The following is a 15399-nucleotide window of genomic DNA, read 5'->3' as shown; positions in this document are numbered from 1 at the left end:
GACACAGTCGCGTCGCCGCTTCGGCGGAGCTCAGACCGGCATCTGCGGTCACCGCCAAATCGGTGAAAACCTCCGGTAGCGAGGCCTTTTCCAGATCTGGGTGCGCCGCTGCGGACGAATCAGCAGCTACAGGGGTGGCCATCGCGCTCCTCGAAATAGTGCCGGACTGTGGATTTCTGGGGGTACCGATACGGTAGACCCATAAGGGTGATGGCACGTGAAAACGTCGCCGTATTCAGCAGGTCGAAGTCAGGGAGGCCCACAAATGTCCCAGCACAAAGCGTCGGACGAGATCAACTACGCCGCGCTGGCGAAGGCCACCAGGGTCACCCCGGGCAGCCGCGTCGACCTGCGCAAGGATTTCGACCCTGGCTATAAGGACTCTGCCTTCACCAAGACGACCGGCAAAGCGGCGCTGGAGAAGGCAAAGATCCGGCTCTTCGAACTACAGGATCGGCTCTACGCCGAGGCCGAGTCGGCCGTCCTGATCGTCCTGCAGGCTATCGACGCCGCGGGTAAGGATTCCACGATCAAACACGTCATGTCCGGGGTGAATCCGGAAGGGGTCGACGTCTACTCCTTCAAGGCGCCCAGCGCGACCGAGCGCGAGCATGACTACCTGTGGCGCCACCAACTCGTCGTGCCGCCGCTGGGCCGGATCGCGGTGTTCAACCGGTCACACTACGAGAACGTCACCGTGACCCGGGTGCATCCGGAGTTCCTCTGGCCGCGGACCGCCCACAAACGGCCGCACCACTTGTGGCAGGAACGGTATCGACAGATCAATGACTGGGAGCGCTACCTCACCGAGAGCGGCACCACGATCGTCAAACTATTTCTGAATGTCTCCCAAGAGGAGCAGCGGTTGCGGTTCCTGGAGCGGGTCGAGAACCCAGCCAAGAACTGGAAGGTATCCCCCACCGATATGGCCGAGCGGGCGCACTGGCCGGATTACACCAAGGCGTTTTCGGAAATGCTGAGCCACACCTCGACGCAATGGGCACCCTGGCACGTGATTCCCGCCGACCACAAATGGTTCTCCCACTTGTCCACCTTCGGCGTCATCCTGACCGCATTGGAACAGATCGATCCGCACTACCCCAAGGTCGACAGCGACACCAAGAGCAAACTGGCCGACATCAAGGCCGAACTCACGGCGCAGGCGCCGAAGGACGACTCCGGAAAATCTTGAGTCCGACCAGGAAGGCCGCTGCCATGATGACGGCGGCCAGCGGCGGCAACGATCCGTAGCCGAAATGAACGGCCAAGAACGACGGCACGACGGCCCCGACAATCGCACCAGCAGCGACGGCACTGTTGAACAGCCCCATCGCCGAGCCCTGCCCATCGAGTGTGAGTTCCGCCGCGAGCATCGTGCCGCCCACGTAGTCGAACGGGTAGCCGATGGCGACCACGATCAACGCACACGGACCGATGATGTGGCCACCGGGCAGGTCGAAGAGCCACGCGGCCGCCATCATCACGAACGCGGTGAGCGTGATGAGCATGCCAATCGCAAGGACCCGTCCCGAACCGATTTTCGCCGCCAACGCGCCACACACCGGGTAGAGCAACGCACCGACGACCGAGCCGACCAGGTAGTAGGTGGCCGTCTTGGACGGCGGAACCTCGAACGCGTGCTTCATGATCAGCGGCATCACGTTGAGGATGGTCTGGACCGCAATCATCGCCAGCAGCCAGGTGAGCAAGAAGGTGCCGAACGGGCCGTTCAACTCCCGGCGCAACTCACCTTTCTGCACCACCGGTTCGTCATGGCCACGATGGTGCCGCGCGGGAACGGGCGCGGCCGGCCCGGCGGTCGCGGAGTGCACCGGGTGCGCCCGGCGCACCGGATCCTTCGCAGTGGGCGCGTCGGGGTCGCCCGCCGCGGTGAGGTGCGGCAACCCCAGGCGGCCGAGGAAAACCCCACACAGGATCGCGGCCGCGCCGACGAACCATCCGGTGCTGACCTGATGGTCGGCGAAGACCGCACCGATCGCCAGACCTGCCACCTGGCCGGCCCCGAAGGTCAACCGGAACCAACCGATGCGCATATCCCATTCACTGCGCGGGTGGCCCTCCACGATGAACACGCTGCCGGTGGTCTGCGCCGCTCCGGCCGCGGCGCCCGCAACGAGCGCTGCCAGGACCCACAGCACCACCGAATGCGACAGACCGAAAGCGACCGCAGCGGCCGCCATGATCGGGAAGGAGCCGAGGAACACCTGCCGTTGGGCGTTCTTGCGGTCCGCGAGACTGCCGATGAACGGCGCCGTCAACTGCCCCACGAAGAACGCAGAGATGACCACCGCGACGGCCACCGGCCCCTTGGACTCGACCGTGACCGGGATCAGGATCGGGACCAGGGCGTTGACCAGCAGACCGGCCAGGGCGTACGCCGAGAACCAGGGCTCCAGCCACCGCCCGGCTACCCGGTGCCACCGTGTCGTTCCCCTGTCATCGGTCATGGCCGAAGTGTGCCGCCTCTGGGCGCAGGGCGGTAGCGGACGCGCCCACGCGACGTACGGGAATCCGGCAGGTCCGGCTCAGGCGGAGCGGCCGGCCACCTGATACGGCAGAAGACGCAGGGTCTGGACCGCCTCGCTGTCCGGCAACGGATCCAGCAGGCCGGCCGCGTCGTCGGCCAGCTGCAGAGCGTGCGCCCGGGCCCGCTCAACTGCCGGGTGGGCACGCAACAGCCCCAGCGCTTCCTGCACCTGCGCCTCGTCCTCGATCGGACCGGAGGTCAGGTCCTGCAGGCGCGCATCGGCCGGGTCGGTCGACTCCCGCAGGTAGAGCACCGGCAGGGTCAGCACACCCTCGCGCAGATCGGTACCGGGGACTTTCCCGGATTGCTGACTCTGGGAGGTGATGTCCAGGACGTCGTCGGCGAGTTGGAAGATCAGGCCGATCAACTCGCCGTACTGGATCATGACGTCGACAGTCTTGTCCGGCGCCCCGCCGAACATCGCGCCGTAGCGGGCCGCGGTCGAGATCAGCGAACCGGTTTTGTCCGCCAGGACCCCGAGGTAGTGGCTCATGGCGTCTGCACCGGCGGGCGCCTGCCGGTCGTCCTGGATCTGCCCCTGGCACAACCGCACGAAGGTCTGGGCCTGGATCCGGACCGCTTCGGCACCCAGCCCGGCGATCACCTCGGAGGCCCGGCCGAAGAGCAGGTCCCCGACCAGGATGGCCGTCGCGTTGTCGTAGGTGGCGTTGGCCGACGGTACGCCGCGGCGCACGTCCGCCTCGTCCATCACGTCGTCGTGGTAGAGCGAGGCGAGGTGGGTCAGCTCCACCCCCACAGCAGCTTCGATGACGTCATCGTTGATGCCGGTGCCGAGCTCGCTGGCCAGCAGGGTCAGCATCGGCCGGAAACGTTTGCCACCGGCGTCCAGCAGGTGCGAGGACGCGGCCGCGATGAACGCATCGTCGTGCGAGACGACCTCGTGCAGCCGGGTGTCGACCCGGGCCAGCCCCGCCTGCAGGTCACTCATCGGATGAAGAGCGCCGAATGGTTGGCCAGGTCGAGGATCGGGGCGGGCACGATGCCCAGCAGCAACGTGATCAAGGTGCCTGCGGCGACGGCGACACCGGTCAACGGCGAGGGCATGACCACGGTGGTGTCACCGGTCGGTTCGGAGAAGTACATCAGCACGATCACGCGAACGTAGACGAAGGCCGTGACCGCCGAGGCCAGGACACCGATGACCGCCAACCACGCGCCGCCGTTGCCGACGGCTGCCGAGAACACCGCGAACTTGCTGGTGAATCCGGAGGTCAGCGGGATACCGGTGAACGCGAGCATCAGGAAGGAGTAGACACCGGCAACCACCGGGTGCTGCTTGCCGAGGCCCGCCCACTGCGACAGGTGCGTTGCCTCGGACCCGCCGGAGCGGACCATCGCGATGATCGCGAACGCCGCGATCGTGGTGAACCCGTAGGCGATCAGGTAGAACAACGTCCCGGAGACGGCGGCCCGGTCCAACGCCACGACACCCACCAGCAGGAAGCCGGCGTGCGTGATCGAGGAGTAGGCCAGCAGTCGCTTCATGTCGGTCTGGGTCACGGTCAGGACCGCTCCGACCACCATGGTCAGGACCGCGATGATCGCCAGGATCGGCTGCCAGTTCCACTTCAGTCCGTCGAAGCCGACGTAGAACACGCGCAACACCGCGCCGAACGCGGCGACCTTGGTGCATGCCGCCATGAAGCCGGTCACCGGTGTCGGAGCCCCTTGGTACACATCCGGGGTCCAGGAGTGGAACGGCACGGCGGCGACCTTGAAGAGCAGGCCGACCGCGATCAGCATCAGTCCGGGGACCAACAGGTTGTCCAGACCCGCGACCGCCGGCACCGCATCGGCGATCCCGGACAGGTTCAGCGTCTTGGTGGCACCGAAGACCAGTGCGCTGCCGAACAGGAAGAACGCCGAGGAGAACGCGCCGAGCAGGAAGTACTTCAGCGACGCCTCCTGCGACAGCAACCGGCGCCGCCGGGCCAGGCCGGTGAGGATGTACAACGGCAGCGACAGGATCTCCAGGGCGATGAACATCGCGATCAGGTTGTTCGACGCCGGGAAGAGCATCATGCCGGCGACCGCGAAGAGGGTCAGCGGGAAGATCTCGGTGGTGGTGGCGCCCAGCCGTACGGCGTCGGCTTCCAGCACCGAACCGGGCGTTGACGCACCGGATTGGGTGAAGGCGTCCGCTTGGGAGCCGCCGAAGCGCTCGGCCATCGCCAGGACCGCGATGAACGCCAGGGTGAGCACGGTGCCCTGCAGCATCAGGGTCACCCCGTCGATGGCGACTGCATTCCCGGCCGTCAGACCCTGGTGGTGCCTGGCCCACAGGACCAGGGTCAGGAACGAGACGACCAGGGCGATGAGAGTCAGGGCCAACTGCGCGACGTACCGCACCTGACGGGGCGCGAAGGCCTCGATCAGGACACCGATGATGCCCGCGGCGAAGATCACCAACATCGGACTGATGGCCGAGTACATGAAACTCGCCTGGGTGAAGGTGTCGCTCACTTGCCGCTCCCCTCAGCGACCTGGACCGCGGGAACCGGGTCGGTCGAATGCGTGTACTGCAACGTCTGTTTGACCGCCGGATTCAACAGATCCAACGCCGGCTTGGGATAGAACCCGAGCGCGACCATGAACGCGATGAGTACGCCGGCCACCACCTTCTCGCGCACCGACAGGTCCGCAACGGTGCCGCCATCCGCTGTGGCCAGCCCTTCCGGCTTCGGCCCGGTCATCACCCGCTTGTAGAGCCACAACACGTAGATCGCCGCGAGGATCACGCCGAGGGCGGCGATGGCACCGGCCCACTTGTACCGGCTGAAGGTGCCCATCATCACCAGGAACTCGGAGATGAAGGAGTTCAACCCGGGCAGCGACAGACCCGACAGACCGGCGATCAGGAACACGCCGGCCAGGACCGGGGTCACCCGCTGCCAACCGCCGTAGTCGGCGATGTTCTTGCTGCCGCGGCGCACGATCAGGAACCCGGCGAACAGGAACAGGGCTGCGGTCGTGAAGCCGTGGTTGACCATGTAGAGGTTCGCCCCGGCCTGGGAGGTCGAGGTGAGCGCGAAGATGCCCAGCACGATGAACCCGAAGTGACTGACCGAGGTGTAGGCGATCAGGCGCATCATGTCGGTCTGGCCGATCGCGACCAGAGCCCCGTAGATGATCGATATCAACGCCAGCACGATCACCACCGGTGTCGCCCACTTGCTGGCCTCGGGGAACAGCTGCAGGCAGAACCGGATCATTCCGAAGGTGCCGACCTTGTCCAGCACACCCACGAGCAGGACCGCCACCGCCGGCCGCGACTCGGCGGCGGCATCGGGTAGCCAGGTGTGCACCGGCCACATCGGCGCCTTGATCGCGAAGGCGAGGAAGAAGCCAAGGAAGATCAGCCGCTCGGTGCTGGTCGACATGTGCAACCCGGTCAGCTTGCTGATCAGGAAGCCGTCGTCACCGCCGGGTCCCTGCTGGTACAGCGCGATGACCGCGATCAGCATGATCAGGCCACCCAGCAGCGAGAACAGCAGGAACTTCACCGCGGCGTACTGCCGGCGCGCACCGCCGAACGTTCCGATCAGGAAGTAGACCGGGATCAGCATCGCCTCGAAGAAGACGTAGAACAAGAAGACGTCGGTCGCGGCGAAGACGCCGATCATGAACGTCTCGAGCACCAGGAGCAGGGCGAAGTAGACCTGCTGACGCCGACCGGCCTCCGGCTCGTCATTCCACGCCGCCAACAGCGACACCGGCACCAGGACCAGGCTCATCAGGATCAGCGCGAGCGCGATCCCGTCAACGCCGAGCGCGTAGGAGACACCGAACTGCGGGATCCAGGAGTGGGTCTCGGTGAGCTGGAACTGCGCGGTGGAGTTCAGGTCGAAGCGGGTGGCCATCACGATGCCGAACACCAGCGTGACCAGGGAGAAGGCCAGTGCGATGTGCCGTGCGTAGACCGCTGAACTCTTCGGCAGGAAGGCGACGATCAGGGCCCCGACCAGCGGGATCAGACCGAGCGTTGTCAACCACATCACTGGACCACCCACACGATGCCGAGGATTGCGACGACGCCGAGGAGCATCGTCAGAGCGTACGAACGCACAAAGCCGTTCTGGATCTTGCGCAACCGGGACGACGAGCCGCCGATCAGCGCGGCCGCACCACCAACGGCGCCATCGACACCCTTGTTGTCGGCGTAGACCAGGGCCCGGGTCAGGTGGACACCGGGACGGGCGAAGACCGCCTCGTTGATGTCGTCCTGGTACAGGTCTTTGCGGGCCGCTTGCGTGAGCGGCGAGCCGACCGGTGGGTTGATCGGCACATCGCTGGCCCAGAACTGGCGGTAGGCCACGAAGATTCCGAGCAACACCAGCGCGAGGGTCAGGATCATCAGCACCCACACGGGCAGGACCGGGTGGTCCTCACCGACTTCACCCAACACCGGCTTCAACCAGGAGGTGATGATCCCGGTCGGACCGAGGATCAGACCCAGGAACGCCGAGCCGAACGCCAGCACCATCATCGGGATGGTCATCACCAGGGGCGACTCGTGCGGGTGCACGTCGTCGGTCCAGCGGGCCTTGCCCTGGAAGGTCATGAAGAACAACCGCGACATGTAGAAAGCGGTCAACCCCGCCGCCAGCATGGCCGCCCCACCGAAGACCCAGGGTCGCCAGCCATCGCCGACGAACGCACTCTCGATGATCTTGTCCTTCGACCAGAACCCGGACAGGCCGGGGATACCGATGATCGCCAAATACCCCAGGCCGAAGGTGACCCAGGTGATTTTCATGACGGTGGACAGGCCGCCGAATCTGCGCATGTTCACCTGGTCGTTCATGGCGTGCATGACCGAACCGGCACCGAGGAACATGCCGGCCTTGAAGAAACCGTGCGTGAGCAGGTGGAAGATCGCGAACGCGTAGCCGATCGGGCCGAGGCCGGCGGCGAGGATCATGTAGCCGATCTGGGACATCGTCGAGGCGGCGAGGGCCTTCTTCAGGTCGTCCTTGGCGCAACCGACGATGGCGCCGTAGACCAGCGTGATGGCACCCACGATGCACACGGCGAGGCGAGCGTCCGGGGTGGCGGTGTAGATGACGTTGCTGCGGGCGATCAGGTAGACACCCGCGGTCACCATGGTCGCTGCGTGGATCAGCGCCGACACCGGTGTCGGACCGGCCATCGCATCGCCCAGCCAGGCCTGCAACGGGAACTGCGCCGACTTACCGCAGGCACCCACCAGCAGGAAGATGCCGATCGCGGTCAACACACCCTTGCTCGCGCCCTGCACACCGGCGTCGACGCCGGCGAAGTCGATCCGGCCGAACGTCGCGAACATGGTGAAGATGCCCAGCAGCAGACCGAAGTCACCGACGCGGTTCATGATGAACGCCTTGTTACCGGCGGTGGCGTAGGCCGGGTTCCAGTTCCAGAAGCTGATCAGCAGGAACGAGGCCAGACCGACGCCTTCCCAGCCGACGAAGAGCAGACCGTAGGAGTCGGCCAGCACCAGCGTGAGCATCGCGGCGATGAAGAGGTTGAGATAGGCGAAGAACCGCCGCTTGTCTGGATCGTGCTCCATGTACCCCAGCGAGTAGACGTGGATCAGCGAGCCGACGAAGGTGATCAGCAAGACGAACGTCAGCGACAGCGGGTCCATCAGCAGACCGGCGTCGAGCTTGAAGTCACCGGTCTGCAACCAGGAGAACAGGTGCAGGTGCAACGAGCGCGCGTCACTGGCCCGGCCGGCCAGCTGGATCACAATCCCGATCCCCAGCAGGCAAGCCAGCCAGGACATCGCGACAGCGATGTAGGGCCCTACCTTGTCCAGGGCTTTCCCGCCCAGCAGGAGGATCGCCGCACCGGCCAGCGGCAGCGCGATGAGCAGCCAGCCAGCACTGGCCAACCCCGTCGCTGCTGTCGTTTCCAAGGACTGCATCAGTTCACCGATCCCTTACAGCTTCAGCAGGTTCGCGTCGTCGACCGAAGCCGACCGGCGAGCCCGATAGATGGCCATGATGATCGCGAGGCCGACAACGACCTCCGCAGCGGCAACCACCATCACGAACAGGGCGATCACCTGACCATCGAGCGTGCCGAACATGCGCGCAAACGTGACGAAGGAGAGGTTGGCGGCGTTGAGCATCAACTCGACCCCCATGAACACGATGATCGCGTTGCGTCGCAGCAGCACGACTGCGGTGCCGATGGAGAACAGGATCACCGACAGGTAGATGTATCCGATCAAGCTCACTGGCGGTCACCCACTTCTTGCGAGGTCATGTCTCCCGACTCCGCTTCCAACTCCTGGGAGTGCTCCAACTCCGCGCGGCTGTCGGCGATCTGCTTACGCGCCCGCAGGACCCGCGAGACCGACAACTCGCTGATCGAGCCGTCGGGCAGCAGGGCCGGAGTGTCGACCGAGTTGCTCCGGGCGTAGACACCCGGCACGGGCAGACCGGCGACGTTCTCACCGGACTTGATGCGCTCACGCGACCAGTCGGCCTGGCTGGGCTTGGCGCTCAACCGCTCGCGGTGCGCCAGGATCATCGCTCCGATCGCGGCGGTGATCAGCAGCGCCGAGGTGACCTCGAACGGCCACACGTACGGCCCGAAGATCAGGTTGGCGATCCCGCTGACGTTGCCCGGGTCGGCGTTGACCTGCTGCAGACCGACGGCGGTCGGGAACCGTGCGTGTGCGACCTGCGCGAGCAGCATCGCCATCAGCGCCAGGCTGAGGAGGAGACCGGCGACGCGCTGGCCACGGATGGTCTCCACCAACGAGTCGGAGGAGTCGACACCGATCAGCATGATGACGAACAGGAAGAGCATCATGACGGCGCCGGAGTAGACGAAGATCTGGATGACACCGAGGAACTCGGCCTGCTGGGCGATGTAGAAGACACCCAGGATGATCATGGTCAGCGCCATGCCCATCGCGGCGTGGACCGCTTTGCGGGCAAAGAGCAACCCGAGGGCGCCGAGGACGGCAAGCGGTGCACCAACCCAGAACAGGGTGGTTTCCGCACCTCCGAGGTGGGTCATGAGACGTGTTCTTCCTGCTTGGCTTCCTCGTGCTGCTCGACCCAGTCACGCTGGGCCTGGGTAGGTCCGGTGACCTTGCCCTGGTAGTAGTCGCGCTCTTCCATCCCCTCGACCATCGGGTGCGGGGCGGGCAGCATCCCGGACTGTAGCGGAGCCAGTAGCTGATCCTTGGTGAAGATCAGATCGGCCCGGTTGTTGTCCGCGAGTTCGTACTCGTTGGTCATCGTCAGGGCCCGCGTGGGGCACGCCTCGATGCACAGACCGCAGAAAATGCAGCGCAAGTAGTTGATCTGGTAGACGCGGCCGTAGCGCTCCCCCGGTGAGAACCGCTCGCCCGTGGCGTCGTCGTTGTTGGCGCCTTCGACCAGAATCGCGTCCGCCGGGCACGCCCAAGCACACAACTCGCAACCGACGCACTTCTCCAGGCCGTCCGGGTGCCGGTTGAGCTGGTGGCGCCCGTGGAAGCGCAGCTGCGTCGGGCGCTTCTCCTCGGGGTACTCCTCGGTCGGCACCTTGCGGAACATCGTCGAGAAGGTGACCCCGAATCCGGCGACCGGTGCGAAGAGATCCGCGAGGAAACCCTTCTTCTCCTGGTCACCGGGCCCGTTGACGGGCACTGGGTTGTCAGTCACGGGATTCCTCCACTGGGGTGAGCGAGTCGTCGGTGGCAGTGCGGGTCGCACTGGCAGCGGCCAGCGCCGGGACTGGTTCACGCAACCGCTGGCCGGGTAGCGGCGGAACGGGGTAACCGCCGGCGAACGGGTCGATCTCGGCTGGCGGCGAGGTGTCGACAGCCGCCTTGCGAGCCTGCCGGCTATCGAAGATCCAGGCGGCGATCAGCACGAGAACCGCAATCACTCCGACCACGAACATCGTGGCCTGCGGGAACGTCTTGCCGAAGAGGCTGACCTGCCGATCCCCCAGGAAGCCCAATTGCGCGGCCCTGATGAAGGCGATCGCCACCACCCAGATCAGCGTGGTCGGGATCAGCACCTTCCAGCCCAGGCGCATGAACTGGTCGTACCGCACCCGCGGTAGCGAACCGCGCAGCCAGACGAAGAAGAACATGAACAGCCACAGCTTGATGCCGAACCAGAGCAAGCCCCACCAACCGCCGTTGAACATGCCGTTGTTGATCGCGCTGATCCCGGGCGGCGCCTGCCAGCCACCGAAGAACATCGTGGTGGCCAAGCCGGCGACGGTGAACATGTTGACGTACTCACCGAGGTAGAACATCGCGAACTTCATCGAGGAGTACTCGGTGTGGAAACCTCCGGTGAGCTCGCCCTCGCCCTCGGCGAGGTCGAACGGCAACCGGTTGGTCTCACCGACCATGGTGATGACGTAGACGATGAGGGAGAAGAACGCCGGGATCGCGAACCACAGACTGCTCTGCGCGGCGACGATCTGCGAGGTGGACATCGACTTGGCGTACATGAAGACCACGACCAGCGACAGACCCATCGCGATCTCGTAGGAGATCACCTGGGCGCTGGAGCGCAGACCACCCAGCAGCGGGTACGTCGACCCGGAGGCCCAGCCGGCCAGGACGATGCCGTAGGTGCCGACTCCCGCAACGGCGAGCACCAGGAGTACGGCGATCGGGGTGTCGGTCAACTGCAGCGGCGTGTGGTGCCCGAACATCCAGACGCTGTTGCTGATCGGGATGATGGCGAACGACACGAATGCCATCGCCCCGGCCAGGGTCGGCGCGAGGATGAACATGAACTTGTCGGCCTTGGCGGGGACCACGTCCTCCTTGAAGGCCAGCTTCACGCCGTCGGCGGCGGACTGGAAGATGCCCCACGGTCCGAACCGGTTGGGGCCGGGCCGCTGCTGCATCCGGCCGATGACGCGTCGTTCGAACCAGATCACGATCAACGTCGACAGCAGCAGGATGACGAAGAGGAAGACGGCCTTGACCAGCGAGAGCCACCAGGGCGTGTCACTGAAGTCAGCGACCGGGTTGTCCGTCGTCGCGGCCAGGGTGACCAGGGCGCTCATCGCACCGCCTCCTTCGTCCCGGCGCGCAGCGCCACGATCGCTCCGGCGTCGACCGCGAGGTCAGCGCGGACGGCGCACCCTTGCGACTTCGTCGGCAACCACACCACGTGGTCGGGCATATCGGTGATCGCCACCGGCAACGTCACCGATCCGGCCTTGGCCTGCACCGTCAGCGGGTCACCGTCTGCGACGCCTGCGCCGGCAGCCGTCGCCGCGGAGATCCGCGCGACGCTGGGGTGCGCGGTGCCCGCGAGGAACGGCTCCCCCTCTTGCAGGGAACCCTTGTCCAGCAGCAGATTCCAGGTTGCGAGGACCGCTTCACCGGCCAGCGGCCGCGGCACCGAACCACCGGTCGCCCTCGGACGCGTGGCCCGCTCGCCGGTCCATGCTCCGATCTCGGCCAACTCGGTCTGGATGGCGGCGACGGTGCGCGTCCCGAGGAATTCGCCCATTTCGCCGGCCAGCAGATCCAGGACCCGGTAGTCCGACATCCCCTGGGTCTCGATGGCCCGCTCGAAGGGGCGCACCCGGCCTTCCCAGTTGACGAAGGAGCCGTCCTTCTCCTGATGGGCGGCAACGGGCAGGATCACGTCGGCGACCTCGCTGACCGTGCTGGTCCGCAGCTCAAGGGACACCACGAACGCATCGGTCAGCGCGGCTCGGGCGGCCGCGGGGTCGGGCAGATCGTCCAGGTCCACCCCGCCGATCACGACCCCACCGATCTCTCCCGCGGCAGCGGCTCGCAGGATCCCGGTCGTGTCACGCCCCGGGGTGTCGGGCAGATCCGTTGCCCCCCAAACGGTTTCGATGGAGCCGCGGGCTTCGGCGTTGGCGACGGGTCGCCCACCCGGGAGCAGGTTGGGCAGTGCGCCGGCCTCCAGCGCACCCCGCTCACCGGCCCGGCGCGGCAGCCACGCCAACCGAGCGCCGGTGGCCTGCGACAGCGACAGCGCTGCGGACAGCGCGCCGGGGACACTCGCCAACCGGGCGCCGGCCAGGACGATTGACTCGCGACCCAGCACATCGGCGTACTCGCTGATCGTGCCCTTGGCCAGCGCGTCGAGGACCTCGGCCTCGGTGCCGGGGGCGGCCTGGATCAAGGCACCACCCGCCTTGCGCAAGCCATTGGTCTCGAAGGGCGCGATCGAGACGACCTTGAGTTGCTTCTTGCGCCACGCCTTGCGCAGTCGCAGGAAGACCATGGCCGCTTCTTCCTCGGGCTCCAACCCGACGAGAAGCACGGTGTCCGCCTGCTCCAGGGCGTCGTACGTGACGGCGTCCGGCGAGTCGACACCGGTGCCGGCCACGTGGTGGGCCAAGAACTCAGCCTCCTCGGCCGAGTGCGGCCGGGCCCGGAAGTCGACGTCGTTGGTGCCCAGCACCAGCCGCGCGAATTTGCTGTAGGCGTAAGCGTCTTCGACGCTCATCCGGCCACCGGTCAGGACCCCGGCAGCCCCGGCGGCCTTCAGGCCGCGTGCCGCGAACTCCAACGCCTCGGGCCAACCGGCCACGCGCAGTTCACCGTTCTCGCGGATCAGCGGGTAGTTCAGCCGGTCGCTGGTCGCATAGGTGAACGCCCAGCGGCCCTTGTCGCAGTTCCACTCCTCGTTGACCTGCGGGTCGTTCAGCGCCATCCGACGCAGGACGACGCCGCGGCGGTGGTCGACGCGCAGCGAGCAACCGCCGGCGCAGTGCTCGCACACGCTCGGGGTGGAGACCAGGTCGAACGGGCGGGAGCGGAAGCGGTAGGCCGCACCGGTCAACGCGCCGACCGGGCAGATCTGGACGGTGTTGCCGGAGAAGTAGCTCTTGAACGGCTTCTCCTCGTAGATGCCCACCTGCTGCAGGGCGCCACGCTCGATGAGGGAGATGAACGGGTCGCCGGCGATCTGGTCGGAGAACCGGGTGCAGCGAGCGCACAACACGCAGCGCTCCCGGTCCAGCAGCACCTCTGAGGAGATGTTGATCGGCTTGGGGTAGGTGCGCTTGATGTCCTCGAAACGGCTCTTGGGCCGCCCGTTGCTCATCGCTTGGTTCTGCAGCGGGCACTCACCACCCTTGTCGCAGACCGGGCAGTCCAGCGGGTGGTTGATCAGCAGCAACTCCATCACGCCGTGCTGCGCCTTCTCGGCCACGGGCGAGGTGTGCTGGGTCTTGACCTGCATGCCCTCGGTGGCCTCGATGGTGCAGGACGCCTGCGGCTTGGGCATCGCCCGCATCGAGCCGTCGGGACCGGGCGTCGCCACGTCGACCAGGCACTGGCGGCACGCGCCGACCGGGTCCAGCAACGGGTGGTCGCAGAAGCGCGGAACTTCGATGCCTGCCTTCTCGGCGGCGCGAATGACCAGCGTGCCCTTGGGCACGCTGACCGGCAGACCGTCGATGGTCAGGTTGATCGCATCGGGCGCGATCGGCGGGGCGGCGTTGCCACCCTTGTCGACCGCGTTGCCGCCTGCGGCCGGTGAGGTCACAGTCGTCATGCGGGGATCGTCTCCTTCGCGGTTGACGGATTCGCGGTGACGGGGAACAGGACAGAGCGTTCCGGCGGGAAGGCCTCCCACCACGGGGTGTGCATCCCGGCCTCGAACTCCTCACGGAAGTACTTCACCGCGGACGTGACCGGGCTGGTGGCGCCGTCACCCAACGCGCAGAAGCTGCGGCCGAGGATGTTGTCGCAGATGTCGACCAGTTTGTCGATGTCGTCCTGGGTGCCCTGGCCGTATTCGAGGCGGGTCATGATCTGCTTCAACCAGAACGTGCCCTCACGGCACGGGGTGCACTTGCCGCACGACTCGTGCGCGTAGAAGTCGATCCACCGGCTCACCGCGCGGACGACCGAGACCGTCTCGTCGAAGATCTGCAGTGCGCGGGTGCCCAGCATGGAGCCGGCGGCGGCCACAGACTCGAAATCCAGGGGTACGTCGAGATGTTCAGCCGTGAAGATCGGCGTGGACGAGCCGCCCGGCGTCCAGAACTTCAATTCGTGACCGTCGCGGATCCCACCGGACATGTCCAGCAACTCGCGCAGGGTGATCCCCAGCGGCGCTTCGTACTGACCCGGGGTCGTGACGTGCCCGGACAGACTGAAGATGCCGAAGCCCTTGGACTTCTCCGTGCCCATGTCGGCGAACCAGTCCGCACCGTGCAGCACGATCGGCGGCACGGACGCGATGGACTCGACGTTGTTGACCACGGTCGGACGGGCGTACAGACCTGCGACCGCGGGGAACGGCGGCTTCAACCGGGGTTGACCGCGCCGACCCTCCAAGGAGTCCAGCAGTGCCGTCTCCTCACCGCAGATGTAGGCACCGGCACCGGCGTGCACCGTCACGTCGAGGTCGAAACCGCTGCCGTGGATGTTCTTGCCCAGGTGTCCTGCGGCATAGGCCTCTTCGACCGCGTGCAGCAGCCGGCGGTAGACGTGCACCACCTCACCGCGCAGATAAATGAAGGCGTGGTTGCAGCCGATCGCGAACGAGGTGATCGCAACGCCTTCGATCAAGAAGTGCGGCGCGGCCATCAACAACGGGATGTCCTTGCAGGTGCCCGGCTCGGACTCGTCGGCGTTGACCACGAGGTACCGCGGGCCGCCGTCCGGCTTGGGCAGGAAGGACCACTTCAGGCCGGTCGGGAAGCCCGCTCCACCACGGCCACGCAGACCGGAGTCCTTGGCCGCCGCGACGAGGTCTTCCTGGCTCATGCCCAGCGCCTTATCAAGACCCTGGTAGCCCTCGTGCTTGACGTAGGTGTCCAGGGTCCACGACTGCGGGTCGTCCCAGAACTTTGTGAGGATCGGGGTCAACGGAGTGCTCACG

12 protein-coding genes are annotated in these 15399 nt (G+C 66.2%); 1 reads left to right on the top strand and 11 read right to left on the bottom strand.

From position 1 onward, the window contains the following. Positions 1 to 265 precede the first annotated feature (265 nt). Positions 266 to 1192 carry a PPK2 family polyphosphate kinase gene (locus DR843_RS00875; RefSeq protein WP_109683677.1) on the top strand — a complete coding sequence of 309 codons (927 nt, stop codon included), beginning with the start codon at positions 266 to 268 and terminating at the stop codon, positions 1190 to 1192. On the opposite strand, the gene DR843_RS00870 is transcribed toward DR843_RS00875, so the two are convergent. The 11 genes from DR843_RS00870 to nuoF all read right to left on the bottom strand — a co-directional run bounded on the left by DR843_RS00870 (position 1152) and on the right by nuoF (position 15398). After that, the gene (locus tag DR843_RS00870; RefSeq protein WP_109683676.1) at positions 1152 to 2468 is read right to left on the bottom strand and encodes an MFS transporter; all 1317 of its coding nucleotides are present in this window, start codon (positions 2466 to 2468) and stop codon (positions 1152 to 1154) included. The genes DR843_RS00875 and DR843_RS00870 overlap by 41 nt on opposite strands. A 78-nt stretch (positions 2469 to 2546) precedes the next feature. Further along, positions 2547 to 3497 carry a polyprenyl synthetase family protein gene (locus tag DR843_RS00865; protein WP_109683675.1) on the bottom strand — a complete coding sequence of 317 codons (951 nt, stop codon included), beginning with the start codon at positions 3495 to 3497 and terminating at the stop codon, positions 2547 to 2549. After that, the gene (gene nuoN / locus DR843_RS00860) at positions 3494 to 5002 is read right to left on the bottom strand and encodes an NADH-quinone oxidoreductase subunit NuoN (protein WP_109688281.1); all 1509 of its coding nucleotides are present in this window, start codon (positions 5000 to 5002) and stop codon (positions 3494 to 3496) included. The genes DR843_RS00865 and nuoN overlap by 4 nt, the downstream gene beginning before the upstream one ends. Before the next feature lie 26 nt (positions 5003 to 5028). After that, positions 5029 to 6564, bottom strand: a complete 1536-nt coding sequence (locus DR843_RS00855; RefSeq protein WP_109683674.1) for an NADH-quinone oxidoreductase subunit M — start codon at positions 6562 to 6564, stop codon at positions 5029 to 5031. Next, positions 6564 to 8474 (bottom strand): NADH-quinone oxidoreductase subunit L, encoded by a 1911-nt coding sequence (gene nuoL, locus DR843_RS00850; protein WP_109683673.1) that lies wholly within the window; start codon positions 8472 to 8474, stop codon positions 6564 to 6566. The genes DR843_RS00855 and nuoL overlap by 1 nt, the downstream gene beginning before the upstream one ends. A gap of 15 nt (positions 8475 to 8489) precedes the next feature. Continuing rightward, positions 8490 to 8789, bottom strand: a complete 300-nt coding sequence (gene nuoK / locus DR843_RS00845; protein WP_109683672.1) for an NADH-quinone oxidoreductase subunit NuoK — start codon at positions 8787 to 8789, stop codon at positions 8490 to 8492. Next, positions 8786 to 9580 carry an NADH-quinone oxidoreductase subunit J gene (locus DR843_RS00840; protein ID WP_109683671.1) on the bottom strand — a complete coding sequence of 265 codons (795 nt, stop codon included), beginning with the start codon at positions 9578 to 9580 and terminating at the stop codon, positions 8786 to 8788. Before DR843_RS00840 ends, nuoK begins: the two co-directional genes overlap by 4 nt. Next, the gene (gene nuoI / locus DR843_RS00835; protein WP_425451526.1) at positions 9577 to 10212 is read right to left on the bottom strand and encodes an NADH-quinone oxidoreductase subunit NuoI; all 636 of its coding nucleotides are present in this window, start codon (positions 10210 to 10212) and stop codon (positions 9577 to 9579) included. Before nuoI ends, DR843_RS00840 begins: the two co-directional genes overlap by 4 nt. After that, complete coding sequence (gene nuoH, locus DR843_RS00830) at positions 10205 to 11584, bottom strand: NADH-quinone oxidoreductase subunit NuoH (RefSeq protein WP_109683670.1); 1380 nt, start codon at positions 11582 to 11584, stop codon at positions 10205 to 10207. The genes nuoI and nuoH overlap by 8 nt, the downstream gene beginning before the upstream one ends. Next, on the bottom strand, positions 11581 to 14064 hold the full coding sequence (locus DR843_RS00825) for an NADH-quinone oxidoreductase subunit G (RefSeq protein ID WP_109683669.1): 2484 nt from the start codon (positions 14062 to 14064) through the stop codon (positions 11581 to 11583). The genes nuoH and DR843_RS00825 overlap by 4 nt, the downstream gene beginning before the upstream one ends. Next, positions 14061 to 15398, bottom strand: coding sequence for an NADH-quinone oxidoreductase subunit NuoF (nuoF, locus tag DR843_RS00820; protein ID WP_109683668.1), 1338 nt, complete (start codon positions 15396 to 15398; stop codon positions 14061 to 14063). Before nuoF ends, DR843_RS00825 begins: the two co-directional genes overlap by 4 nt. Position 15399: the final 1 nt, after the last annotated feature.

Source organism: Branchiibius hedensis (assembly GCF_900108585.1).
GTDB lineage: Bacteria > Actinomycetota > Actinomycetes > Actinomycetales > Dermatophilaceae > Branchiibius > Branchiibius hedensis.
The sequence above is the reverse complement of the archived record's forward strand: the minus strand, read 5'-3'. Positions and strand labels throughout refer to the sequence as shown.